Source organism: Clostridium sp. UBA2485 (assembly GCF_002341865.1).
Taxonomy (GTDB): Bacteria; Bacillota; Clostridia; order Clostridiales; family Clostridiaceae; genus Clostridium_J.
This window is the reverse complement of record NZ_DDOV01000106.1, coordinates 1,753-25,582: the sequence shown is the minus strand read 5'-3', so window position 1 is coordinate 25,582 and position 23,830 is coordinate 1,753. Positions and strand designations below refer to the sequence as shown.

Annotated in this window: 22 protein-coding genes and 1 pseudogene; 4 read left to right on the top strand and 19 right to left on the bottom strand. The window is 27.2% G+C overall.

Annotated features, from left to right (window positions below):
- Positions 1 to 43: 43 nt before the first annotated feature.
- From ruvB to B3603_RS19635, 4 genes are all read right to left on the bottom strand, one after another.
- On the bottom strand, positions 44 to 1,048 hold the full coding sequence (gene ruvB, locus B3603_RS19650) for a Holliday junction branch migration DNA helicase RuvB (RefSeq protein WP_291568098.1): 1,005 nt from the start codon (positions 1,046 to 1,048) through the stop codon (positions 44 to 46).
- A gap of 34 nt (positions 1,049 to 1,082) precedes the next feature.
- On the bottom strand, positions 1,083 to 1,676 hold the full coding sequence (ruvA, locus tag B3603_RS19645; protein WP_291568097.1) for a Holliday junction branch migration protein RuvA: 594 nt from the start codon (positions 1,674 to 1,676) through the stop codon (positions 1,083 to 1,085).
- Between the two features lie 247 nt (positions 1,677 to 1,923).
- A complete protein-coding gene (locus B3603_RS19640) occupies positions 1,924 to 2,559 on the bottom strand; it encodes a hypothetical protein (RefSeq protein WP_291568095.1) in 636 nt (211 codons plus the stop codon).
- A gap of 88 nt (positions 2,560 to 2,647) precedes the next feature.
- Positions 2,648 to 4,417: a M3 family oligoendopeptidase gene (locus B3603_RS19635; protein ID WP_291568093.1), complete on the bottom strand. Its 1,770-nt coding sequence runs from the start codon at positions 4,415 to 4,417 to the stop codon at positions 2,648 to 2,650.
- A 302-nt stretch (positions 4,418 to 4,719) separates the two neighbouring features.
- Here B3603_RS19635 and B3603_RS19630 point away from each other — a divergent pair, with 302 nt between their 5' ends.
- The 3 genes from B3603_RS19630 to B3603_RS19620 all read left to right on the top strand — a co-directional run bounded on the left by B3603_RS19630 (position 4,720) and on the right by B3603_RS19620 (position 8,530).
- Positions 4,720 to 6,015, top strand: coding sequence for an ATP-binding protein (locus B3603_RS19630; protein WP_291568091.1), 1,296 nt, complete (start codon positions 4,720 to 4,722; stop codon positions 6,013 to 6,015).
- Between the two features lie 2 nt (positions 6,016 to 6,017).
- Complete coding sequence (locus B3603_RS19625) at positions 6,018 to 6,857, top strand: response regulator (RefSeq protein WP_291568089.1); 840 nt, start codon at positions 6,018 to 6,020, stop codon at positions 6,855 to 6,857.
- 644 nt (positions 6,858 to 7,501) lie between these two features.
- Positions 7,502 to 8,530: a PTS sugar transporter subunit IIC gene (locus B3603_RS19620; protein ID WP_039631315.1), complete on the top strand. Its 1,029-nt coding sequence runs from the start codon at positions 7,502 to 7,504 to the stop codon at positions 8,528 to 8,530.
- 325 nt (positions 8,531 to 8,855) lie between these two features.
- Here B3603_RS19620 and B3603_RS19615 read toward each other — a convergent pair whose 3' ends face one another.
- The 13 genes and pseudogenes from B3603_RS19615 to B3603_RS19555 form a co-directional block, all read right to left on the bottom strand.
- Complete coding sequence (locus B3603_RS19615; protein ID WP_291568087.1) at positions 8,856 to 9,263, bottom strand: DUF3785 family protein; 408 nt, start codon at positions 9,261 to 9,263, stop codon at positions 8,856 to 8,858.
- A 492-nt stretch (positions 9,264 to 9,755) separates the two neighbouring features.
- Positions 9,756 to 11,099, bottom strand: a complete 1,344-nt coding sequence (locus B3603_RS19610) for a hypothetical protein (protein WP_291568085.1) — start codon at positions 11,097 to 11,099, stop codon at positions 9,756 to 9,758.
- A gap of 90 nt (positions 11,100 to 11,189) precedes the next feature.
- Complete coding sequence (locus tag B3603_RS19605; protein WP_291568083.1) at positions 11,190 to 12,596, bottom strand: sensor histidine kinase; 1,407 nt, start codon at positions 12,594 to 12,596, stop codon at positions 11,190 to 11,192.
- Between the two features lie 4 nt (positions 12,597 to 12,600).
- On the bottom strand, positions 12,601 to 13,302 hold the full coding sequence (locus B3603_RS19600; RefSeq protein ID WP_291568081.1) for a response regulator transcription factor: 702 nt from the start codon (positions 13,300 to 13,302) through the stop codon (positions 12,601 to 12,603).
- 347 nt (positions 13,303 to 13,649) lie between these two features.
- Positions 13,650 to 14,207, bottom strand: coding sequence for a hypothetical protein (locus tag B3603_RS19595; RefSeq protein WP_291568080.1), 558 nt, complete (start codon positions 14,205 to 14,207; stop codon positions 13,650 to 13,652).
- Positions 14,208 to 14,860: 653 nt separating this feature from the next.
- Positions 14,861 to 15,601, bottom strand: a complete 741-nt coding sequence (locus tag B3603_RS19590; protein WP_291568078.1) for a YebC/PmpR family DNA-binding transcriptional regulator — start codon at positions 15,599 to 15,601, stop codon at positions 14,861 to 14,863.
- A gap of 479 nt (positions 15,602 to 16,080) precedes the next feature.
- Positions 16,081 to 16,731, bottom strand: coding sequence for a YigZ family protein (locus B3603_RS19585; RefSeq protein ID WP_291568076.1), 651 nt, complete (start codon positions 16,729 to 16,731; stop codon positions 16,081 to 16,083).
- Positions 16,732 to 16,764: 33 nt separating this feature from the next.
- Positions 16,765 to 17,439, bottom strand: a complete 675-nt coding sequence (locus tag B3603_RS19580) for a HEAT repeat domain-containing protein (RefSeq protein WP_291568074.1) — start codon at positions 17,437 to 17,439, stop codon at positions 16,765 to 16,767.
- Between the two features lie 250 nt (positions 17,440 to 17,689).
- On the bottom strand, positions 17,690 to 17,911 hold the full coding sequence (locus B3603_RS19575; RefSeq protein WP_291568072.1) for a hypothetical protein: 222 nt from the start codon (positions 17,909 to 17,911) through the stop codon (positions 17,690 to 17,692).
- 161 nt (positions 17,912 to 18,072) lie between these two features.
- Positions 18,073 to 19,263 carry an RNA-guided endonuclease InsQ/TnpB family protein gene (locus tag B3603_RS19570; RefSeq protein ID WP_414632392.1) on the bottom strand — a complete coding sequence of 397 codons (1,191 nt, stop codon included), beginning with the start codon at positions 19,261 to 19,263 and terminating at the stop codon, positions 18,073 to 18,075.
- Positions 19,264 to 19,319: 56 nt separating this feature from the next.
- A pseudogene (locus tag B3603_RS23300) lies at positions 19,320 to 19,397 on the bottom strand (IS607 family transposase); the annotation flags it as partial.
- Between the two features lie 420 nt (positions 19,398 to 19,817).
- On the bottom strand, positions 19,818 to 21,614 hold the full coding sequence (hflX, locus tag B3603_RS19560) for a GTPase HflX (protein WP_291568068.1): 1,797 nt from the start codon (positions 21,612 to 21,614) through the stop codon (positions 19,818 to 19,820).
- Positions 21,615 to 21,982: 368 nt separating this feature from the next.
- Complete coding sequence (locus tag B3603_RS19555) at positions 21,983 to 22,162, bottom strand: hypothetical protein (protein WP_291568066.1); 180 nt, start codon at positions 22,160 to 22,162, stop codon at positions 21,983 to 21,985.
- 163 nt (positions 22,163 to 22,325) lie between these two features.
- Here B3603_RS19555 and B3603_RS19550 point away from each other — a divergent pair, with 163 nt between their 5' ends.
- Positions 22,326 to 22,529, top strand: a complete 204-nt coding sequence (locus B3603_RS19550) for a helix-turn-helix domain-containing protein (RefSeq protein ID WP_291568064.1) — start codon at positions 22,326 to 22,328, stop codon at positions 22,527 to 22,529.
- A 347-nt stretch (positions 22,530 to 22,876) separates the two neighbouring features.
- On the opposite strand, the gene B3603_RS19545 is transcribed toward B3603_RS19550, so the two are convergent.
- Together B3603_RS19545 and B3603_RS19540 are read right to left on the bottom strand one after the other, a co-directional pair.
- Positions 22,877 to 23,326: an SH3 domain-containing protein gene (locus B3603_RS19545; protein WP_291568155.1), complete on the bottom strand. Its 450-nt coding sequence runs from the start codon at positions 23,324 to 23,326 to the stop codon at positions 22,877 to 22,879.
- A 100-nt stretch (positions 23,327 to 23,426) separates the two neighbouring features.
- Positions 23,427 to 23,828 carry a phage holin family protein gene (locus B3603_RS19540; RefSeq protein WP_291568062.1) on the bottom strand — a complete coding sequence of 134 codons (402 nt, stop codon included), beginning with the start codon at positions 23,826 to 23,828 and terminating at the stop codon, positions 23,427 to 23,429.
- Positions 23,829 to 23,830 lie beyond the last annotated feature (2 nt).

Sequence of the window (23,830 nt, the reverse complement as noted above, 5' to 3'; positions counted from 1 at the left end):
ATAGGTAAATTATTGTACCATTATATGAATAATATAACAAATACTATTTTTTCTCTGGTATTTTTCTTCCTAAATGATTATAGGCTTTAGCTGAAGCTACTCTTCCCCTAGGGGTTCTAATTATAAATCCCTTTTGAATCAAGTAAGGTTCATATACATCTTCAACAGACCCAAGTTCTTCACCAATATAATAAGCTAAAGTCTCAATTCCTACTGGCCCCCCATTAAAATTATCTATAATTGCTTCTAAAATTTTATTATCTATTTTATCAAAGCCTTCACAATCAATTTCCAAAAGTTCAGATGCTGCTTTTACAGTACTAAAATCTATGACTCCGTTACCCTTTACTAGAGAATAATCTCTTACTCTCTTTAGAAGTCTATTTGCTATTCTTGGAGTGCCTCTTGATCTTTTAGCAATTTCTATAGCTGCATTCTCTTCAATAGAAACATTTAAAATATTAGAAGAACGAACAACTATTTCTTTAAGCTCCTCTTCATTATAGTATTCCATAGGAGAAAGTACTCCAAATCTATCTCTAAGAGGAGAAGTTAAAAGTCCTACTCTTGTAGTTGCACCTATCAATGTAAATTTGGGTAAATCCAATCTAATAGATTTAGCAGAAGCTCCTTTTCCTATAACTATATCTAAAGAGTAATCTTCCATAGCAGGGTATAAAATTTCCTCTACTGCTCTATTTAATCTGTGTATTTCATCTATAAATAACACATCAAAATTAGAGAGGCCAGTAAGTATGGCAGCTAAATCCCCTGCCCTTTCAATAGCTGGTCCTGAAGTTACTTTTAGATTTCCTCCCATTTCTTTTGCTATAATATTAGCCAAAGTAGTTTTCCCAAGTCCTGGCGGTCCATATAATAATACATGATCTAATGGTTCTTCTCTCATCTTCGCTGCTTTTAGAAATATATCTAATCTTTCTTTAACCTTTGACTGTCCTATATATTCTTTTAATCGCTGAGGCCTTAATGAATATTCAACATCTAAATCTTCTTCTCTTAGCTGAGAAGTAATTACTCTATCTTCCAAAAGAAGTTCACTCCTTTAAACTTTCCATAGGTAGTTAAGACATTAAATGTCTTAAACATTTCTTAATCATCTCTTCAACAGTTCCATCTTTACCAACAGCTTTAACTGCTTTTTCAGCTTCTTTTTCTGAGTACCCTAGAGCTATTAACGCCCCAAACACTTCATTTACTATTGAATCCATCTCTATTATGGTTTCATGAGCTACATCATCTTCCATCATATCTTCTAAGTGAATTTTATCCTTAAGCTCCAATATAATTCTTTGTGCTGTTTTCTTTCCCACGCCTGGTGCTTTTGTTAAAGTCTTCTCATCTCCCGTTAAAATGGCGTATTTTAAATTTCTAACAGTGCATATAGATAAAAGAGAGAGAGTTGCTTTTGCACCTACTCCATTAATAGTTAATAACAAATTGAACATTGCTAATTCATCTTTAGTTATAAAGCCATAAAGTCCAATAAAATCTTCCCTTACAATTTGCTGAACATAAAGCAAGACTTCTGAATCAGTAGGTGGCATTTGAGACATTGTATTTCCTGAAGTAAATATTTTGTAACCAATATTATTATTATCTACAACCACATAATCCTTATTTATACCAATAAATCTACCTTTTATATATTCATACAAAATAATCACCTTCCTACTTTAATTTACAACTACATATTACTTTACCATCTTAACTTATACAATTCAACAAAAAACCTTATTGAATTCACAATGCTATGCAATTGAAAATTGTTGATGCTTCTCTTTTATAAGAGAAGTTCTAATGTTAAATTAAAATACTTAAAATTTAAAAAGTCTTAAGAATCTTTCATTCTTAAGACTTTTTAAATCTTTGCTTATATTTGAAAATTAATTTTAGAAACATGATTTATGAACTACATAATGCTTGTGCATATTCTATTGCTTCCTCTTTAGTTTTAAATTGGTATTCTTTTTTACCTTTATATAAAGATTCCACAAGATTTCCTTTATCCTTTATATAATCTAAAGTTATTGCTTTATTTTCTTCACTTCTTACATTTTTAATTAAAGGTTCCTCAATAGTTATATTTCCGTCCTGTTTTTTATTATATATAACTACATTATTCTCTCCTATACCTATAAAGTAATTATCAACTTCATAGTTATACCCTTCAATCTCTTTTACAAAAATCACTTGATCCTTTGTAAACTTCTCTAACTTATATCCATAGCTTTTATAAATTTCCTCTAGCTCTGATTCCTTTAATCCATTAAGTTTGTCTTTATCTCTCTCTACCATTTCATTCATTTGGCTATCTTCTATAAAATCTTTACAGTTACTGTATTTAATAAAAAATTCTATTTTATTCTTTGAATTAAATTTTAATGGCTTAGAGCTTGTAGAGCTTGCCTCCTTAGCTAAAGAATAAACATTTTCTCCCTTTAATATATTAGTATATACAAAATAACTTGATAAAAAGATTATTATACCACCAAGAATATATGTTAATATTTTTTTGTTTTTTAATAACTTTTTGAACATAAAATAAATCCCTCCTTATTGAGGGATTTTATCCATAATTAGCTTATTTATACATGTCAACTACAATAATTTGTAATTTTTTTCAAATTTATTTGCTTAATTCTATGAATCTTTCAATATCTTCTTCAATAACTTTTAATGAACTTCTCCAAAAATCTATTGAATGTACATCTATATTCATTAGCTTAGTAAGATTAGCTATATCCATTTTCCCTGTTAAGCTCAATAATTTATCATATTCTTTTATAAATTCTTCTCCTCTTTTTAGGTAATCTGCATATAATCCCTTAGCAAATAATAATCCAAAGGCATATGGAAAATTATAAAAGCTTAAGCCAGCACTATAATAGTGTCCCTTACATAACCACATATATGGATGTAAATATTCTTTATCTAAACCATCACCATAAGCTTCAAGTTGGGCATTAATCATAAGTTCTTTAAGCTCAGCACTACTTAAAGAGCTTTCTTCTCTCCTATTAAATAAATTAGTTTCAAAGATATATCTACTTAATATATCCACAATAACTTGAGTACTGTCACTAATTTCTGCTTCTAAAATTGAAAAGGCTTCTTCTTTACTAGCAGTTTTAATAGCAGCCTTTTTAATTATTGTTTCACAAAATGTTGATGCTGTCTCTGCTATAGGCATAGGATAATCACTGTTTAAGATGCTCTCCTCTTTTAAACACTCTCCATGGTAGCCATGTCCTAGTTCATGAGCAAGAGTAACTACGTCACTAAAAGTATTTCCATAGTTAAGCATTAATCTACTCTCTCCTAACATGTGAAGTCCAGCACAAAATGCTCCTCCAACCTTACCCTCTCTAGGATAAACATCTATCCACTTATTATCAAAAGCTTTCCTCGCAAAATCTGCTAACTCATCACTAAAGGTTCTAAAGTTATCTTCAACAAATGCTTTGCCCTTCTCATATTCAAATTTCATATCTACATTACCCATAGGAGCAAATAATTCATAAAAAGGCAGTCCATTTTCATACCCCAAAAGTTCCGCTTTTCTCTTTAAATATTTTCTAAAAATAGGTAGACTTTCCTTCATTGCTGAAATCATAGCATCTAAAGTTTCTTTATCCATCCTTGAGCTAAATAGTGTTTCCTCTAGTGGGGAGTTAAATCCTCTTAATTTACAAACAGTTATAACTTCACCTTTTATTCCATTTAATGAAGCCGCTACTGCATCCTCTATTTTTTCATAGCCTTTAATTTCTGCTTCATAGGCTTTTTTCCTTATATCTTTATTTTTATCATAAGCTAAATTTCTAACTATTGATAATGGAAGTTGTTTTATTTCTCCTTCTTCTTCAATGTCAACTTTTAAATTAGAAACTAAAAGCTCCATCATTTTATTCCAAGCTGAAGATCCACTATTACTCATTTTAGCAATAATACCTTCTTCTTTATCACTTAGTGTGTATTTGCTTCTTTTAGATATTTCATTTAAATAATACTCATGTTCTTTTAATAAATGAGAATCTTCAATTATATGCTGTAAATTTTCAATAGAACCTATAAATTTATTTATTTTAGCCAGTGATTCAGCTGTTTCACTATATTTATTTTCAAGTATCTCTAAATTTTTTAGCGCAATTTCATTTTTAGTATCTACACTAATAGTAAGTGAAGCATAGCTAAATAATTTATTAAACAAAGTGGTCATATTTTTATAGAGAGAAATGTACTCTTCTAAAGTTTTTTTCAAATCACCACTACAACTTAATTGATTTCCAAAATCCTTAAAACTGTGGATATAATCCTCTAGTTTAGCCATATCTTCTTTAAACTTAATACTTTCAAAGGAATCATATAGTTCCTTTAAACTCCATTTATGCTCCATTTTTTCTCCTCCAATTCAATATAACTTTAGGTTAGAAAATTTATTAAATTAGTCTATTATTCTAGTTTTCTTTAAGTATATATTAGTATCCTAAAAAATAACTAGTATATTGAGTAACCTGTTTAATCTTATACTCTAATTACTACGCATATATATTAAATCCCTTTTATTATATATTAGAAAGTTTATAAAAATATATTTAAATGTAAAAATTTATTTAAAAGCTTATTAAAGCTATAATAAATTTTATGTTAAAATTAGCATAAATGTATTTCTAAAGTAAAGTTGGAAAGGATAAAATCATGTATATTAATAATCTTACAAATAATAAAAATGAAAAACTAAAAAAAAGCATTATTGCCTCTACTTTTGTATCTATTGCAGCCCAAATGCATATAAACTTATTATTAACTAACTTTAAGATATCTATAGCCATTATTTTATTCCCTATTTTTTTATATATTTTTGAAGACTTAAATATAATAATAACTACTATTTTTTCTGCATTTGGCGTTTATTTTTTAAGAGTACTTGTGCATTTTATCAATACTGGAATTTATCAAGATATTTTATATGCATATTTTCCTGAAATATTTTTTTATCTTTCCTATGGTATACTTTTTAGCCTTTATAAGAGATTTAACTCTAAGTTTAAAATTAAGAAAATTTTTATAAGTTTTGTAATTATTGATTATTTAGCTAATTTAGTTGAGATAACTATCAGATTAGGTCCTGGTATTTTTGATTTTAAAATTCAACAAGGTATTTTTTTTGTAGCTATAATACGTTCTTTTCTAATTTGGGTTTTATTAACCTCTTTAGATTACTACGGAATATTTCTTTTAAAAAATGAACATGAACAAAGGTATAAAAAACTCTTATGGGTTACTTCTAAGCTTAGAACAGAGATATTTTGGATGGAGAAAAATATGTATCATATTGAAAACACCATGACCACCTCCTATAAGCTTTTTGAAAAAATAACCGATAATGAAGATATCGAAACTTGGGCAGATTCAGCTCTTACAATAGCTAAAGATATACATGAAATTAAAAAAGAATATTCTCTAGTAGTAAGAGGTGTTAAAGAGGCATTAGAAGATAAATTAAGCGACAATGGTATTTATTTTAAAGATATTATGAAGATATTAAAGGAAAGTATGGAGAAAGAAGTAGAGCTATTAGGTAAAGACATTAAACTCTATTTTTATATTGAGAGAGATTTCTTTACTAAAAAACATTATTATCTTATGTCCATATTTAGAAATATAATCATGAATGCTATTGAATCTATTAAAGACAAAGATAAGAGTAACTCAATATGGTTTAAACATATTGAAAGTGAAAAACACCATATATTTAAAATAAAAGATACTGGCTCTGGTATAAAAGATGAACATCTTAACTTAATATTTTCTCCTGGCTTCTCTACTAAAATAAACTATACTACTGGTGAAATTAATAGAGGTCTTGGCTTAAGTTTAGTAAAAGATATCATAACAAACGCATTGCAAGGAGAAATTGAAGTAAATTCTATAATTGAAGAAGGAACTACTTTTATCATACGAATCCCTAAAAATGTATTGGAGGAAATTTAATTATGAGATTTTTTTTAATTGATGATGATATAAGTATAATTAATATATTAAAACTTATTATTGAAGATAGAAACCTCGGAAAGGTTATTGGTTATGCAACTAATGGTATTGATGGCTTTGAAGATATAAAGGAATTAAAGCCTGATGTAGTAATTGTAGATTTGCTTATGCCCTATAAAGATGGCATTACTATAGTAAAATCTTGTAAAGAATCCAATTTAAAAATTAATTTTATAATGCTATCTCAAGTTACTTCAAAGGATATGATAGCAAAAGCCTATGAAAATGGAATTGAATTTTATATTCAAAAACCTGTAAATGCTATAGAAGTTGAAAATGTAATTAAGAAAGTAATAGAAAATATAAATATGAATAGAACTTTAGGTAAGATTCAAGATTTATTTGTAGCTGAAACATCTGTAAATATCAAAACTCCTAAAAAAGATAATACTTACATAAACAAATTAAAAAATATACTTCAAAAGCTTGGTATCATGGGTGAACTTGGTAGTAAAGATATCATTTTAATTATAGAATATTTACAGAAACATAATGAAACTATCTCAGATTACACTTTAAGAGAGCTTTGTAGTAAGTTTACTGATAATCCTAAATCTATGGAACAACGGATTAGACGTGCTGCTACTGTTGGAATGATAAATATAGCAAACTTAGGCTTAGAGGACTATATGAATGAAACATTTATTGAATATTCTAACGGACTGTACAATTTTGAACAGATAAAAAAAGAAATGGATTGTATCAGAGGTAAAACCAATATTCACGGAAAAATTAATATAAAAAAATTCATAAACGGTATAATTTTTTATAGTGAAAGATGATACTTATACAATTGAAAATTGACGATTAACAATGAACAATTTTATTTAATTCACAATTATGGACATTTCTCAGTTATCACTGAGAAATTTAAAATTATCTAGCTGTAGCGGTGAACAGTGTTCACCAATATAAAAAACTAGCAATATAAAATTACTAATCAAAAAATCCTTACAGAAATTATTTTTCCTAAAAATAATTTCCACCTAAATTGTCAATTGTCAATTTTCCATTCTCCATTGTTTAAAGGCTATGAGCTTATAAAATTAAGTTCATAGCCTTTTTGTTATTTATTTATTAACAAATTTTATATATTAATATTTTTTGAATTGTATTAATATTTTAAAAATTTTACCTTATTTAAGAATATTTTTTGTAGTATTGTGAGTTTTTTTGTAACTACTAAATATAATTATATTTAAATCAAATAATAAAGAAGTTTTCTATAAAAATTTCAAATAGTTATAAATATTTTACTAGATTGTATGTTTTATACACTGAATTCATTTGATATTTTTTTAACTTAATTCAGATTAAATTTTCAGATTATTTTAAAAAGAATAAATATTTACTTTTTAGCTAAATTTGTCCATGTCTAATGAATTTAAATTTATAAGATTAAAATAAATTTATAAGGAGGCCATTTATGCTTACAATTATTAAAGGAATAGGGTTATTAATTTTCACTTTAGCTTTATTTTCACTATTTAGCTTAAAAATGCCTAAAGGTCAAAAAGCTATGTCTGGACTAGCTAATGCAGCGGTCGCAACTTTCTTAGTAGAAGCGATTCATAAATATATTAGTGGTGACTTATTAAATATTAGTTTCTTATCAACAGTTGGTTCCTCTTCAGGAAGCATGGGAGGAGTTGCAGCAGTTATATTAGTTGGCATCAGCATGGGTATTAATCCTATATATGCTGTAGTTGCTGGAGTGGCTGTATCTGGCTACGGAATATTACCAGGATTTATTGCAGGATATATAGTAGGATTGATTGCTCCATATATAGAGAAAAAATTACCAGAAGGTTTAGATGTTATAGTTGGAGCATTATTAATAGCTCCAATAGCTAGAGGTATTGCTTTAGGCGTAGATCCTGTAGTTAATGCGACTTTAATCAATATTGGAGAAATGATTTCTATAGCAGCAGAGCAATCTCCTTATTTAATGGGATTCCTACTAGGCGGAATTATGAAAATGATTTGCACATCTCCATTAAGTTCAATGGCATTAACTGCTATGCTTGATCTTAAGGGTTTAGCAATGGGTATTGCATCTATTGCCTGTGTAGGTGGTTCATTTACAAACGGAATGATTTTCCACAAATTAAAATTAGGAAATAAAAGCAATGTTGTTGCTGTAATGTTAGAGCCTTTAACTCAAGCACATATCGTAACTGCCAATGCTATACCAATATACGTTTCTAACTTTTTTGGTGGTGGACTTTCAGGATTAGCAGCTGCACATTTTAAAATTATAAATAATGCTCCTGGAACAGCTTCTCCTATTCCTGGGTTATTAGCACCTTTTGGTTTTAACAATCCTCTAAATGTAGTTTTAGCAGTAGGTCTTAGTGTTCTAGGTGGATTACTAGCTGGTGAAATTGGAAGTAGAGTATTTAAAAAGCAAGCTAAAGCTCCTCAAAATATCAATACTATAAATGAGGTTGCATAAACTTTATATAATTAAAAATTTATAAAAATTTTGAAGACTTCTCTTTTGTAGTAGAAGTCTTTAATTTTATATATTAAAAATTATCTTTACCTTGCCAAGAATAGTAATTTCATATATGTAAGTTAAAACTTCCGAACAATGTTCACCCCTACAAAATACCAGCTATTATTAAGAATTAAAAATAAAGAGTTAAGGTTAAAGCTCCAGTGCCTTTGAAGTTTTTTAAGAAATTCGCTAAAAGTGAATTCCTTCCTTAATTCTTCATTCTTAAATATTAATTCTTAATTTTTATACTTGATGTCTATAACACTTATGTAATATTTTCTTACATATCACATTGCTCTATTTCTACCATCCATGCTCCACATTCTTTACATACAATTATACTTACTATAAAATCATTATCTATAAGCTTTCTCTTATATAGATCAGTATATTTGCTTTCTTCATAATCCTTTGAAATAGTACTTATAATGTATTTATTATTTTTAGTAAATAAGAAGAAATGATATTCTAAAAAATCATAATGTTTTCTACCTTCTCCCTTACCAGCCTCACATACATCACAACGTCCATCAAAATATTCTAAATCAAAATTAACTTTATCACTGTTATTTAAAAGTTCTATAAGGGTTTCATACTCAAAACCCTCAATGTTTTCATCATAAATATATTCAAGGTTATCTTCTTTTAGCTCATATTCTCTATTTTCAAAGTTAAATTTATATTTCATTGTAAAATCACCTCATATAATATATTAAGTATATTATATATTTTTGTCTATAATCATTTATTAAATTCTCAATTTATGTATATTTACATAAAATAATTATTCAAATCATAGGAGAATATTTTATAAATTATATATTAAAGTTCCTAAACAACTTTATATAAAGAAAAACTGTGATAAGATCACAGTAATATAATGGCTGTATATAAACAATAAAAGTTTAAAGAAGGAAATAGTACTACTTTCTATTATTTTATAAGCTAAAATAATTAATTTATAAAACAAATAAAAATACTATAAGAAAAAGCCCTATTAATATTGCTAGTGATATTGCAGTAATTTTCCAGCTTCCAGCTGTGATAAATTTATTAGGATCATATCAACTCTTTCTATATTGATCTTTATTCTTTGATGCTTTATTAAAAGAATTTAATGGCATGCTATTTCCTCCTTACGATTTATCTAATTCATTTACCTTCACATAACTTTTAAATGCTAATAAGTAAACTTGGTATAATTATTAACTTTCCATTGATTATTTTCTTGTTCTAAACATATAGATTTTGATATTTCTTTCACTTCATCTTTATTATCACTACTTTTTTTCCACAATTTAATTTTATAATTATATGTTACATAACCATTATTTTTTTCTGTTTTCTCTAAAGCAATATTATATACACTTAAAGTGTCTTTCTTTGAGATATATTCATCTAATCTATCTATATATTTCATATCATTTATTAATGTAAGCCGTGCATCACTAGTCATACAAGATGCTAATGAATCTTCAATCAATTTAGCAACTTCTTTTTTATTTTTACTGTTATTTCCTAACGTCCTCATTAAGTCATATTCCTTTGACCCTACAATATAAAACTTATTTATAAATTTTCTAGCTACCTTATCTATCTTATCTTGTTCATTTTCAAAAGTTACTTGATATACCTTTTCTTTGCAGCTATACTCTGAAGATACCTTTGAAGGTATTGATATCATAGCAGTTTTTTCATTATTCCAAGCTATAAAAGACGCACCAATAAGATTTCTTCCTTTTATAACATTTCTACCATCTTTAATATAACCAGAAATTACAGGGGCTATATTTTCTTCAATTATTGTAGCATCTTCAATTTTTCCTTCATTAAAAGTACCTCCATAAATATTTACATTACCAGTACTATCTTTAAGTTGGTAATAAATTATTTTATTTTCTCCAGGAGATAGGTTATATATTGGTATCCACGTACCCTTTTCATTTCTTCCTCCTGCTATTAATTTATTTATTGAATTTTTAGAAGCATTATAATAAAATATCCCTATGCTTTCATTATAAATTCCTCTAAAAATAATATTACCATTCTTTAGTACATTAAAATTGCATATAAAATCTTCTTTTTTAGGTAATATAATTACAGATTCAACTTTTTTCATATTGTCAACTCTTACCTTATAAATACCTTCCCTATCTGATGTAGCATTAAAATAAATATTTTTTCTATCGTTACTTTGAGTTTGAAGATGATATGGTCCATCCTTGCCTTCCATATTCAACATATCCAATTCTTCACCAAAAAGTTTTAATTTTACCATATCACCATTTCTTTTTACTTCTTCTGGAGCAACACTATATAGCGGTTCATAGATATAATCCCAAAATTCTACATCAAATATCTCTTTTTCTTTCATTAATTTCTTAGTTATTTCTAACTGATAGCCTTCTTGAGAAATTTGTGATAGATTTTCTTCTAAAATTATCGCATTATCTTTTAACTGTGTACTACATCCACTAAGAAACACCATAATTGTACTTAGCAATATTATGATTCTTTTTTTCATTTTTAAACCCCCCCCAAATTTTAACATTTCTTATATAAATCTTAACTTGTATATATTGCCATAGTTTATATACTTATTGCCAAAGTATTGCTAATTTAAAGGGATTTTAAATTTCACTAGTTTGAATTCATTATTTATATCCTCTATGGTAAAAATACCTTTGTGAAGTTCTATTATATTTTTACATATACAAAGCCCTAATCCCCTACTCCCCTCTTCTTTTTCTTCATTATCTGTAAGTTTATTTTTAATATCAATCTCACAGTAATTCTCCATAGTATCCGCCTTTATCTTTATAGTACTATTAGACTTACCATATTTTATACTATTATCTAAAAGATTGATTATAACTTGTTTTAACTTACTTTCATCTCCATAAATATATATATTATCCTGTACATGATCCTCTATATCCATATTATATTTATTTGCTTTAAAGCTCATATGATAACACAAATCCTCTAATAGTTTAGAAAAATTGAATCTTTCAACTTCTATCTTTTTATGATCAAAGGAATCTAACTTTGATATTTCTAGAAGTTCTATGACCATTTTTTCTAATCTGCCGCTTTCATCTTTTATATGATTTATAGCCTTTTTTGAAAATTCCTCATCACTAAATTCTTCTTCACTAAGAATTTCTGCATACCCTGATATTGTGGTAAGAGGAGTTTTTAATTCATGAGTTACATTATCAAAAAATTTTTTTCTATATGCTTGAATTTCCTTTAAAGTTTCTATTTGGCTTTTTATTTTATCCTTCATGTTTATAAAATCTTCAGAAAGTTTTCCTATTTCATCCTGAGACTTTATAGAAATCTCTACATCGTAATTACCTTTAGCAACTTCTCTAGAAGCCTCACTTAAATTCATAATTGGATTAGTTATTTTTATGGACAAAAGATATGAAAAAATAAAAATTATTGTAAAGGTTATTACAACAATTATTCTTACTATATTTAAAAGATTATTATTTCCCTCATATAAATAGGTATAATCCTTACTAAATCGTACTATCCCTAAGAAATTTTTATTAATATATAATGGATAAGATAGATTTACAATGGTTTTGTTTTCTATATTATTCACTAAAAAAGAAAGTTTGTCTTGTTTTGCCATATTTAAATCTTCATTACTTCCTAAAATTACATCCTCTTTAAAATTAGGAAAAACAGTAACATCTTCACCACCATAGGAACTATTCAGTATATTACCATCTTTATCATATAATGAAACATTACAATTATTTTTATCACTAAGTTCTACTATTATATCTGTTGTATTATCTTTAAAACCTTTTTCACTTATCTCTATAGAATTTAAAACAAAATACTGTGTTATATAACTTTGAGAGTTTTGATAAAGAGTTCTCATCTCTTTACTTAAAACTACTTTATTGTTTTTTTCTATATTCTTGCTTATAAAAAAATTTAATATATAAAAAGCTATAGAAAATACAGCTAAAAATCCTATCAAAAACTTATATTTTAACTTCATGACCTTACCTCATCTTATATCCAACTCCAAATATAGTTTCTATAATAGAAGGATTGTTTTTATCATCCAACTTTTTTCTAAGCCTTTGAACATGGACATCAACAGTACGAATATCTCCATCATAATCCATAGTCCAAACACTATCTAAAAGAGTTTCTCTTGAAAAAACTCTCCCTTTATTTTCACTAAATAGCAGCAATAAATCATATTCTCTTGGCTTTAATTTAATTTCTTCACCATTCTTTTTTACTATTCTACTTTTAGGTATAATCACAATATTTTCTGATACTATAATATCCTTCTCCTGATATTTTTCTATATAATTATTATTAAAATTTTCTATTCTTCTCAATGCTACTTTAACTCTTGCTACTACTTCTCTAATATTAAAAGGTTTTGTTATATAATCATCAGCTCCCATTTCAAGTCCTAGAACCTTGTCCATAATATCATCTCTTGCAGTAACCATCAAAATAGGAATCTTATATTTTACTGTTATTATCTTGCAAATTTCAAAACCATCAATATCTGGCAGCATAAGATCCAATATTATTAAATCTGGTTTAAAACTTTCTACTAAAACCATACCTTCCCTTCCATTTAATCCATATACAACTTCCATTCCTTCTTTTCTGAAAGAATAGCACATTATATCAATAATTGGTTTTTCATCCTCTATAATTAAAATCTTATTCTTATTAACCATGTCCCCACCCCATAAATATTGTTATCCTAATTTTACAATAAAGTTATTGCCAAAGTGTATACTTGTTGGGTTTAATAATAAACGCCTTCAGTAACTGCTTAATTTATCCAATGCTCATTTACTTAAATATCACATTAGCTTATGTAACACTTTATACATACTAGCTAATATTCTCATTATTAATAATCTTTCTGTTTCTAAAAAAACAAAAAAGATTAGATTACCTAATCCTTTTATACTTTCATTAATAATTACTTTTTCTTCTATAACTATTCTTTTTCCCCTAGCTATTTATCTTTTCTATTCTATACATGCTTTCATCACTACTAATATTACTCTCATTATTATTATTTGCATTGACCACTTGTTGTTTTTCTAAGACTAACTAATGATTTTTCCTTATTTATAATCAATGTTACAAAAATTTCATATGCATCTGAATCAAATCTTAAATATGTAATTTCATTTTTATCATCAATTACTTCCATGACAGTTTCTCTGTTGTCAACAACTTTTTCATCTTTTCCTTTTGTATACATATCTCCTATCCTAGTAAAAAAATTAATATTTTTAGTTGGTATTTTTATCTTTATATATTGTTTTATTTTAAGATTTTCCGGGCTAACATTGCCAAAAAAGCATAGCTCTTTATCATCTAACCACACTTGAAAGTCTCTATTTGTTATTACTTCATTTCCATATTTAAAATTAATAATATGTAGCTTAAAAGTTTCTTCAGGAATTTTATAAGTCTCCTTAACTTCCTTTTCTTCAATAACACTTTTCTTCTCTGGTTTAAATATAAAATAAATTAAAGCTACCACTATAACAATAGAAGGTATAGGGTATTCAACTATAAATCCTATTACCAGTAAGATAAAAATTCCTTTAATATAACATCCCATTTTAAAAATCTCCATCACAATTATTATTGATATTTTTATAAAAATTCATATAATCTATAACTTGTCCCTTGATTTCATAATTTTTAACTATCTTTAAATTCTTTCTAACTTTAATGTAACATCTCTTTTGGCTTACTTTATTGAATAAACTATCATAATAATTGGACAACTCTTCTGAATATTTTTTATTTCCTCTAATAATCTAGTATATTCTAGCTCCTTCTCCCATAGTTCTTCCCTAAATTTTTAGATTTAGTTTTCCACTATATTAAATAAAAGTTAGCATTAAAATCAAAAATAATAATCTTTTAATTTCTCTCTTAAATTCTAAATTGCTATATCGAATTTATCATATATTTACAATGATTTCAATAGTTTCATAATTTAACAAATACTATTCTATAGAATATTTTTATTTATATATCAAGCTTAAACTCTTTTGCAATCTCTTTAAATAAAATCAAAAAACCACCTTTAATATAGATGATTTACTAAAAATCTATATTAAAGGTGGTTTTAAAATTTTTTATAAATGGAAAATCGATTAAGCAAAAAGCCTACATATAGCGTAATCAAACCTATTTTTAATATTTGTATTAATTTTTATAATTTCTATAAATTGTGAAGTCTATTAACTTATAAAACTTTGGACATTATCCTTCAAATCCTTCTGGGAATTCTGCATTATGATATACGTTTTGAACGTCATCGTCATCTTCTAATACATCTAACATTTTTTGTATTTTACCTGCTGTTTCCATATCTACTTCTGAGTTAGTGTCAGCAACTAATTTGACTTCTGCTTCTAAGAACTCTACTCCATTTTCTTCAAGAGATTCCCTTACTGCTCCAAAGTCTTCTGGTGTAGTAGTTACTATATAAACCTCATCTTCAGAAGCAAAATCTTCTGCTCCTGCTTCTAGAGCCATCATCATTAATTCATCTTCATCAAGGTCATCATTTTTTTCTATAACAATTTCACCTTTCTTTTGGAACATGAAGCTCACACAACCTGTTGAACCCATATTTCCACCATGTTTTGAAAAGGCATGTCTTACATTTCCTGCAGTTCTATTTTTGTTATCTGTTAGTGTTTCAACAATAACTGCAACTCCAGCTGCACCATATCCTTCGTATGTAATTTCTTCGTAGCTAACTCCTTCAAGTTCTCCTGCTGCTTTTTTAATTGCTCTAGTTATTGTATCTGATGGCATATTAGCAGCCTTTGCTTTAGCAATTACATCTCTTAGCTTATTGTTTGTTTCTGGATTTGCACCGCCATTTTTAGCAGCTACCATTAACTCTTTACCTATTTTAGTAAATATTTTACCTCTTTTAGCATCTACTTTTCCCTTTTTAGCTTGTATATTATGCCATTTTGAATGTCCTGACATTTAGTTCCACTCTCCTAACTTTATATGTAAGGCACCTGAAATAAAATAACTGGTCAGTATACTAGTTATGAAGATGCCTAAATAATGTTTTTGCATTGTATAAGGCATGTGAAAGAAAATAATAAACCAAAGATGTTAGTATATTTTAGGCATATGAAATAAAATAACTAGTTAAAGATGTGAAATATATTTTGCTTCAGACAAGTTGACAGGTTTTCATGATAGTCTAGCTATCATGGAGTTCTGACGACGCAGTATGATACAAAATAGATGAACATACTGACTAGTTATTTTTTTGAATATGCCTCATATCAGACAAGGCGTCAGGTTCCGCTCATAGTAACACTATGGGTGGGTTCTGACAACGCAGTATAATGGAAAATAGACTAATATACTGGTCTATTATTTTTTTGAAAATGCCTAACTTTAAAATACTCCTTAAACATTATAACACAGTGATCTATCTTCTTTCAAATACCCTATATCGCCTCTTTAAAAAGTCTATTTTCCATTTTAAAATAATATTCCTCTTCTTCTTCAGAAATTATTACTTTTCCATTAGTGGCCTCTACAAAACTCCCATGTATAGTGTCATAATTTTTACTTTCACAATACATTATAATCTCAACTTTATCTGTGTATATAGTATCTTCTATATGCCATTGATTTTTACCACAAATATATTGAATTTTTCCTAATAGGTCATAGTCTAGTTTTACTTTTATCTCAAGTCCTTTAACCTTTTCAACTATACCACTAACTTTAATAGCTTCAGACGCACCTTTAGAATAAGCCCTAACAAGACCACCAGCCCCTAAAAGTATACCTCCAAAGTATCTAGTAACTACTATTGCTACATCTGTTAAATCATTTTTCTTTATAACTTCTAATATTGGAATACCTGCTGTACCTTGAGGCTCACCATCATCACTATATCTTTGAATTCCTTTATTTTCTCCTACTATATAAGCTGAACAATTATGAGTAGCTTGCTTATGCATGGCTTTTATCTTTGCTACAAATTCTTTAGCCTCTTCTTCAGTTTTAACTCTTTTAGCATATCCTATAAAGACAGATTTTCTTTCTTCAAATTCTGAACTTGCCTCATCTTTAATGGTAAAATAACTCATATCCCTTATCCCTCCTCATAAAATATAATAAATTTAACCAATACTATCTTTTGTATCTTTAAAACTATTTAGAAACTCTTCACAAGCCTTTTTTATATAAGGTCTATCGTTAACCTTATAAATTTCCTCTATTTTTTCTATGGCTTTTTCACTTTTTATTTTCTGTAAAGATTTTATAGCATAGCTTACTACTTGATTATTTTCATCTTGAAGTGCTCTTAAAAGTGCCATCTCACCTTTTGAATCTCCTATTTTGCCTAAAGCTGATACAGACAATCTTCTAATATTAACAAATTTATGTACTGTAGACTTTATTAAAAAATCTACTGATTGAGAAGCTCTAAGTTCACCTAGTACCCATATTCCAAATTCTTTTTCTTTTAACGATACTTCTAAATGATTTTTTAATATATAATCTATGAGTTTTGTTTTATTAACCACATCTAGACTATTTAATATATATATTCTTTCTGACTTTCCCACCTTTGATAAAGTCTTAAAAAGCTCTTCTATATTTTGGCTTTTAACTACATACCTATATTTTATTTTACATGCTATTATATGCTTCTGCACTTCAGTTTTTTGCAAATTTCTAATAATACTTATAGTTTCTATGGATTTACCTTCTAAATGTAAGAAATAAGATATTTCTTCGTCACTATACTTTTCAGCAAAATTCCAATCAAACTTCACTAGACCATTATTCAATAATTTTTTCACCTCATCTTTAAATACCTTAAACTGAGAAATAAGATATTTTACATATAAAAGAAAATAACTAATCAAATATGAATCTTATATTTTACATCGAGCAATGAAACAGTTTCCCTGGCAATCTAATTCTCTTGGAATTGTGATGATGCAATATAACAAAAATAAACTACATACTGATTAGCTATTTTTCAATATACCTTATATTTAATTATAATATATAAGTTAAGAAAGTTCATGGAAAAAATTATATGATAACCTTTTTTATGTTATTTCTCTCCATAAGATTGCACTTATTACATAGAAAAACATGAGTACAACTATTTCCATTATCCTCAATAGGTGCATCTGCACTATAAGGACCATAATACTCTTGCACTCTTCCTTTATCCTCCATGGTTCCTCCACATTTACTACATATATAATTACAGTTCTTTATTTCATTGCACTGTGGACAAATATATTCCATAATGATCACTGCTACTCAAAATATGGACAAATATACCCATATCGAGATTTTTACTACTTCAACGTGTCTGATTTTGTTCTGTAGAACTACTTTCATTTGATATAACACTCCATAGTCATAAATTCCGAACTAGCCATCCGTACATATCTACAATAACTTATTTATGCTATTTTGTAGATTTTAGCATCTCTTAAATTAAAACTTGCATTTATATCTCTATCCTCTTCATAGCCACATTCGCACTTATAGATTCTATCAGAAAGTTTTAAATCCTTTTTAATATGGCCGCATTCATGACATAATTTACTTGAAGGATAAAATTTATCTACAATTCTCAATTCAATACCCATCCAATTACACTTGTTAGTTAATTTAGTTCTAAACTCAAAAAACTTTTGCTCTGCAACTGCTTTGGATAAATGCTTATTCTTCATCATTCCACTAACATTTAAATCTTCTATAGTTACGAAACTTGGATTTTGTTTCACTATATCAGATACTGCTTTATTAATATAATTTGTTCTTATATTTGAAAGATTGTAATGAAGTTTTTGTACTTTAGCTATTTGTTTTTGGATATTTTGTCTAGTAGCATCTCCTTTCTTATCTTTATTTCTTAATTTTAAACTTTCATATTTCCTTGAAAGTTTTCTTTGTTCACGTTTTAATCTCTTTTCTAGTTTTTTTACTTTTTCAGTTTTATTAATATTCTTTTTACGAATACCATTTGAAATAACTGCAAAGTCTTTTAATCCTAAATCAATGCCGACCCCATAATTTATAGGAATATTTGGACTTACAATATCAGTTTCCACTAATACTGATACATAATATCTATCAGCACTCTTAGATACTGTTCCACTTTTAATATTTGCATTTATTGGTATATATCCATATTCTTTTAATCTTACATTTTTCAATGATGGTATCATTATTTTATGTCTGTATACTTTCCAGTCACCTTTATTGTTTTTAGGAAAATATAATTTAACATCTGATTTATTCTTCTTTTTAAACCTTGGAAATTTAGATTCACCTTTAAAAAACTTCTTATATGCAGTTTCTGCATTACATATAGTTTTCTTTCGTGCTTTTGAACCACATTTATTAATCCATTGATATTCTTCTAATGTTTTAATTTCATTGTTGATATATTTATCAAAATCATTAGCTGACATAAATGAATGTTGCTTATCCAATAAACCATCTTTAAATTGCTGATATAATTCTTTATTTTTGGCAAGATAAAAATTATATAAATATCTGCATATTCCAATTGATTGATTAATTTTCATCTTTTGTTCCAACGTTGGTTTTATTTCCACCTTGTATGCTCTTAGCAATTTCTTCATCCTCCTCTATCTTTTTCTTACACTTTTTAAGACCATATATCCTACATAAAAATATCTTCTCTATCCCAACGTTGCAATGTTTTCACTGAAACTCCAAGTAACTCAGAAAAGTCTTTTGGTTTATAATTAGTTATGTATTTCATTAATATCACCCCTTAGGTATATATCAACATAATTAATCACATTTATCTATATTTTTATTAACTATTGACTCCCTCCTTATAGAATTATCTTTTCCATTTTTCCAATTTATAAATCTTTAGGCATCTAAAATAACAATTTAAAGATGTAAAGAAAATGCCTTCTTATAAAACTAAAACTGCTAACTTTAAAATCAGTTAGCAGTTTTATTCAAGTATAGTTGAATATATATGTGCCATTAAATATTTTCATTCATAACTTATGAATTCAATAGTTTTAATTATAATATTAAAAGACATCAACTATTTTCATATATTAATTTTTAGAACTAACATATCTATGTATGATTTTTAAAGTAAGCTATATAAACTATTATCTTTCTTCATTATAATTCTATTTTAGAAGGCGTATACTTATTCTTCAATTATATAATCTTTACATTTATTGTATACTTCCTCATCACCTTGAACCATCATAACTGTTCCTTCTTCTACATACTCTTCACTATCAACTTTTCCATTTCTATGAAGATATGCGGCAGTACTAGAATCTGCATATGGAATTAGCACCTTAAAAGCTTTTAACTTATAAGGGAGTAATTCTGTACTTTCATTTAACAACTTTTGTAAGTTTATTCTTTCTTTTGCAGATACTTCTATTATTTTATAGTTCTTATATTTTTCTCTTAAATCCTGTAATTTTTCTTCTGAAGCTTTGTCTGTTTTATTAAGAACTAATATAGTTGGTTTATCACAGGTATCTAATTCTTTTAAAACATCTTCAACAACTTCAATTTGCTTATCAGCGCTGTCACTAGAACTATCTACTACATGCAGCAGTAAATCTGAATAAATAACCTCTTCTAAGGTAGATTTAAAGGCTTCAACTAATTCATGAGGAAGCTTTCTTATAAATCCTACTGTATCTGTTATAGTGGCTACCCTATTATCTGGAAGTAATATTCCTCTAGTAGTAGTATCTAAAGTTGCAAATAACATATCTGCTTCAAATACCTTCTCCTTTATATTTGAAGATTTTAATGGGTAAATATCGCAAAGAGTATTTCTTAGCGTTGATTTCCCTGCATTAGTATATCCTACAAGAGAAATCTTAGATACGCTATCTTTATTTCTCTTTTCTCTTTGTGTATTTCTAACATGCTTTATTCTTTCAAGCTCTTTAGTCAAGTCATATATTGTTTCTCTTATATGTCTTTTATCAGTCTCAAGCTTCTTTTCTCCTGGACCCCTTGTACCTATACCTCCTCCAGTTCTTGAAAGTACTGTACCTAGACCTCCCAATCTTGAAAGTCTATACTTTAACTGTGAAAGTTCAACTTGAATTTTTCCTTCTTTTGTTTTTGCTCTTCTTGCGAAAATCTCTAGTATCAGAGTAGTTCTATCTATAACTTTTACACCTAATGCACCTTCTAAATTTCTAACCTGTGCTCCTGATAGTTCTTCATCAAAAATAACTACATTAGCTCTCAATGATTGCCTTACTAAAGCTATCTCTTCTACTTTACCTCTGCCTATATAATAAGCAGGATCTATTTTATTTTTGCTTCTCTTCTGAAGTATTGAATATACAGGAATAGCTTCACAAGCCTTTGTAAGTTCACCAAGTTCTTCTAAGCTTTCTTCGTCTTCTGTACCAACTAATATTGCCCTCTCTGTATTATCCTCAATAACATCATTTTCTTTGATAAGGCTTTCTATATGCCTAACCTTATCTAAAAACTTAAACTGCATTACATCTTCCGCAGTTTTAAATTCTAATTCTTCTTCAACTAAAATATTATTGTTTACATCACAAAATCCTATATGATGTTTTAAGTTACCTTCATTATTAACTCCAATTGCAACCATAGCATCAAGCTTTAACTTAATTAAGGCAGATATGTCTAATCCAGATAGTTTAGGATTTCCATTAGGATGAGTATGAATTACTCTAACTCCTGATAATTTTCCTTCTTTAACATCTATTATTGGAATGTCTACGGTACTACTATCACCAATTGCCACTCCTATTACATTTCCTTTTCTATCTATAGCAACACTAATTTCTCTTTCTAAATCTAAAGTAACTTCATTTAAAAGATTTACAAGCTCTTCTGTAAATATCATATCTTTAGGTATCTTCATTTCATATATTGTATCTAATCTATCAAGTATGGATTTTTTTACACTTTCAATGTTTCCATTTATCAAAATTATCATCTCCATTTTAAACTCAAATTTGAGCATTTTTAGATATTTGAACTAAAATAATTAATTAAAACTTGATACTAATACTAGAATAAAGGCTCACTAATAATTGCATTAAAGTATTATCTTAATGCAGTATTATAAAATAGAGTATCATAATTACTAGTTATTTTCTAAAAATGTCTTATTTATACTTGCCAACTTTCATTTAATTTTATACCATCAGCCCATTGTTGTAAATACAATACAATATATATAATTTTTTAATAGAACTAGTAATAAAGCTACTTTTAATATTACAACTTAGCTTTTTACATATGCAAAATATAACAAAATCTATAATTTATTCTTGCATTTTTTAACATTGCATTCTAGAAGTATATCATAGAATTTCTTATTAGCTTATGAAGTATTCTAGATTTCTCTTTACTATCTAAGGTTTTATTGAAATAAATTATTGTATATCCCTTATATTTTGTAATGTAATATTTAAAATTATAATCACATAATTTTACTATGTATTTTTTGTTTTTATATATAAATCCCTTCATAAATTCCCCTCCAACTCTACTTTAAATGCAATATAATTATACCTCGTGAAAGTATTCCTGACAGGAATATTTCGACATAGTCCTTTTGAGGCACAATTTATAAGTTTTATTTTGTCGTAATTTGTGTAAAAATCCAATTGATGAAACAATTCGAGGTATGATAATGTTAAAAAATGCAAGAAAATCAAAAAGAATGTCGCAAAAATATCTTGCTAAAAGGTTAGGAATAACACAATCTTATCTTAGTAAGCTTGAAAATAAAGAAAAATATAATAAGAATGTAACTATAGATTTGGTTGAACGAATAGCTGAAGAGCTAGATTTAGATAGTACAGACGTTTTTTTCTACTTCTGCCGCAGAAGTTAAACTTTACTTTTAATATTTTAAATAAATAATAACTTTCCGTTAGAATCTGCAAACTAATCTTAGCTCAAATGTAGGCATAATATAGGGAGGAAAAAGTTTACTAGAGGCTTCCATTAGAATAGACCTTAACCATTTTGTACAAAAAAGTATTAAAAAGGAGCTAGATAGATTATATAATTAAAAAGATCGAAGAAAGATTTAAAAATTAGAGTGATACGAATAAATTTAAGTATATAATTAGACCTATAGTAACAAATGTAAATTATTAATATCTATAGATGTGAATAGTATTTAATACATTATATAAAAAATACGATAGTCCTTGTTTCAAGTTAAAAACTATCTTTTTACTGAAATATGTCTATATAATCACCATGTACATATCCACCATGATTAGGATAGTAAATGTGTATCCACTTCCCTTCTTTTCTGTATAATCTTACTTTTTCTCCATGTTTCAAGATACCTAATATTTTGCTATTAGTAGATTTACTCTGTCTTACATTTAGGCCGTCTTTGGCAGTAACAACACCTAGCTTTCCATCTAAAGAATACCAATTACCATTGTTAGGCATAGCTTTTCCTGTAATTCCTTCTACAATTGCATTAGCTAATCTTTCTGCACCTACTTTTTTGTATAACTCTACGTCTATGCTATCTATAAAGAATAGCTCTATTAACATTGCTTTAGCTTTTGTATTTCTTATTACATATAAATTGCTGCCATCCTTAACTCCTCTATTATTAAATCCTAAAGCTGTTATGTTATTTAAAGCTTTATGTGCTTCTGTAAAAATCTCCTTATTATAGGTATATACTTCTGTTCCTTGTCCTCCTCCTNNNCTCCAGTATCATAACCCTTTAAAGTATGTCCATAGTCTATACCTATTTTCATAATTAATCCTCCTTCTTAATTTCTTTTTTATTCCCTTCCTTAAGTTGCAATAATGCTTCTCTTATTTTCTCTGGTATAGGCAATCCTAATGATCCACAATTTTCTAAAATAGATAAACCTTCATTTGCTATATAAAAATAGCAAATAAGGGTTCTAAATATCCATTTATCAATATTTAATAACCTATCTAAGCTTACTGCAACTATTAATACTACAAATATAACGCCTTTTCTAGCAATACCTTTAAGCCCAATATTACTAGATAATTCTTTATTAAAATATGCCCTCATCCAACCAGTTGCATAATCTAAAGTCATTAGAGTAACTAATATCTGTAATGCTAAATCCCAAGTTCCAAAGAACCATGTAAATCCTGTTCCTATGCTTGCTACTATTGTTTTTATTA

Excerpts from the sequence above, each read along its gene's own strand:
- B3603_RS19640 (WP_291568095.1), bottom strand. The coding sequence starts at position 2,559 with ATGTTCAAAAAGTTATTAAAAAACAAAAAAATATTAACATATATTCTT.
- B3603_RS19635 (WP_291568093.1), bottom strand. The coding sequence starts at position 4,417 with ATGGAGCATAAATGGAGTTTAAAGGAACTATATGATTCCTTTGAAAGT.
- B3603_RS19630 (WP_291568091.1), top strand. The coding sequence starts at position 4,720 with ATGTATATTAATAATCTTACAAATAATAAAAATGAAAAACTAAAAAAA.
- B3603_RS19625 (WP_291568089.1), top strand. The coding sequence starts at position 6,018 with ATGAGATTTTTTTTAATTGATGATGATATAAGTATAATTAATATATTA.
- B3603_RS19620 (WP_039631315.1), top strand. The coding sequence starts at position 7,502 with ATGCTTACAATTATTAAAGGAATAGGGTTATTAATTTTCACTTTAGCT.
- B3603_RS19615 (WP_291568087.1), bottom strand. The coding sequence starts at position 9,263 with ATGAAATATAAATTTAACTTTGAAAATAGAGAATATGAGCTAAAAGAA.
- B3603_RS19610 (WP_291568085.1), bottom strand. The coding sequence starts at position 11,099 with ATGAAAAAAAGAATCATAATATTGCTAAGTACAATTATGGTGTTTCTT.
- B3603_RS19605 (WP_291568083.1), bottom strand. The coding sequence starts at position 12,596 with ATGAAGTTAAAATATAAGTTTTTGATAGGATTTTTAGCTGTATTTTCT.
- B3603_RS19600 (WP_291568081.1), bottom strand. The coding sequence starts at position 13,302 with ATGGTTAATAAGAATAAGATTTTAATTATAGAGGATGAAAAACCAATT.
- B3603_RS19595 (WP_291568080.1), bottom strand. The coding sequence starts at position 14,207 with ATGGGATGTTATATTAAAGGAATTTTTATCTTACTGGTAATAGGATTT.
- B3603_RS19590 (WP_291568078.1), bottom strand. The coding sequence starts at position 15,601 with ATGTCAGGACATTCAAAATGGCATAATATACAAGCTAAAAAGGGAAAA.
- B3603_RS19585 (WP_291568076.1), bottom strand. The coding sequence starts at position 16,731 with ATGAGTTATTTTACCATTAAAGATGAGGCAAGTTCAGAATTTGAAGAA.
- B3603_RS19575 (WP_291568072.1), bottom strand. The coding sequence starts at position 17,911 with ATGGAATATATTTGTCCACAGTGCAATGAAATAAAGAACTGTAATTAT.
- B3603_RS19570 (WP_414632392.1), bottom strand. The coding sequence starts at position 19,263 with ATGAAGAAATTGCTAAGAGCATACAAGGTGGAAATAAAACCAACGTTG.
- B3603_RS19555 (WP_291568066.1), bottom strand. The coding sequence starts at position 22,162 with ATGAAGGGATTTATATATAAAAACAAAAAATACATAGTAAAATTATGT.
- B3603_RS19550 (WP_291568064.1), top strand. The coding sequence starts at position 22,326 with ATGTTAAAAAATGCAAGAAAATCAAAAAGAATGTCGCAAAAATATCTT.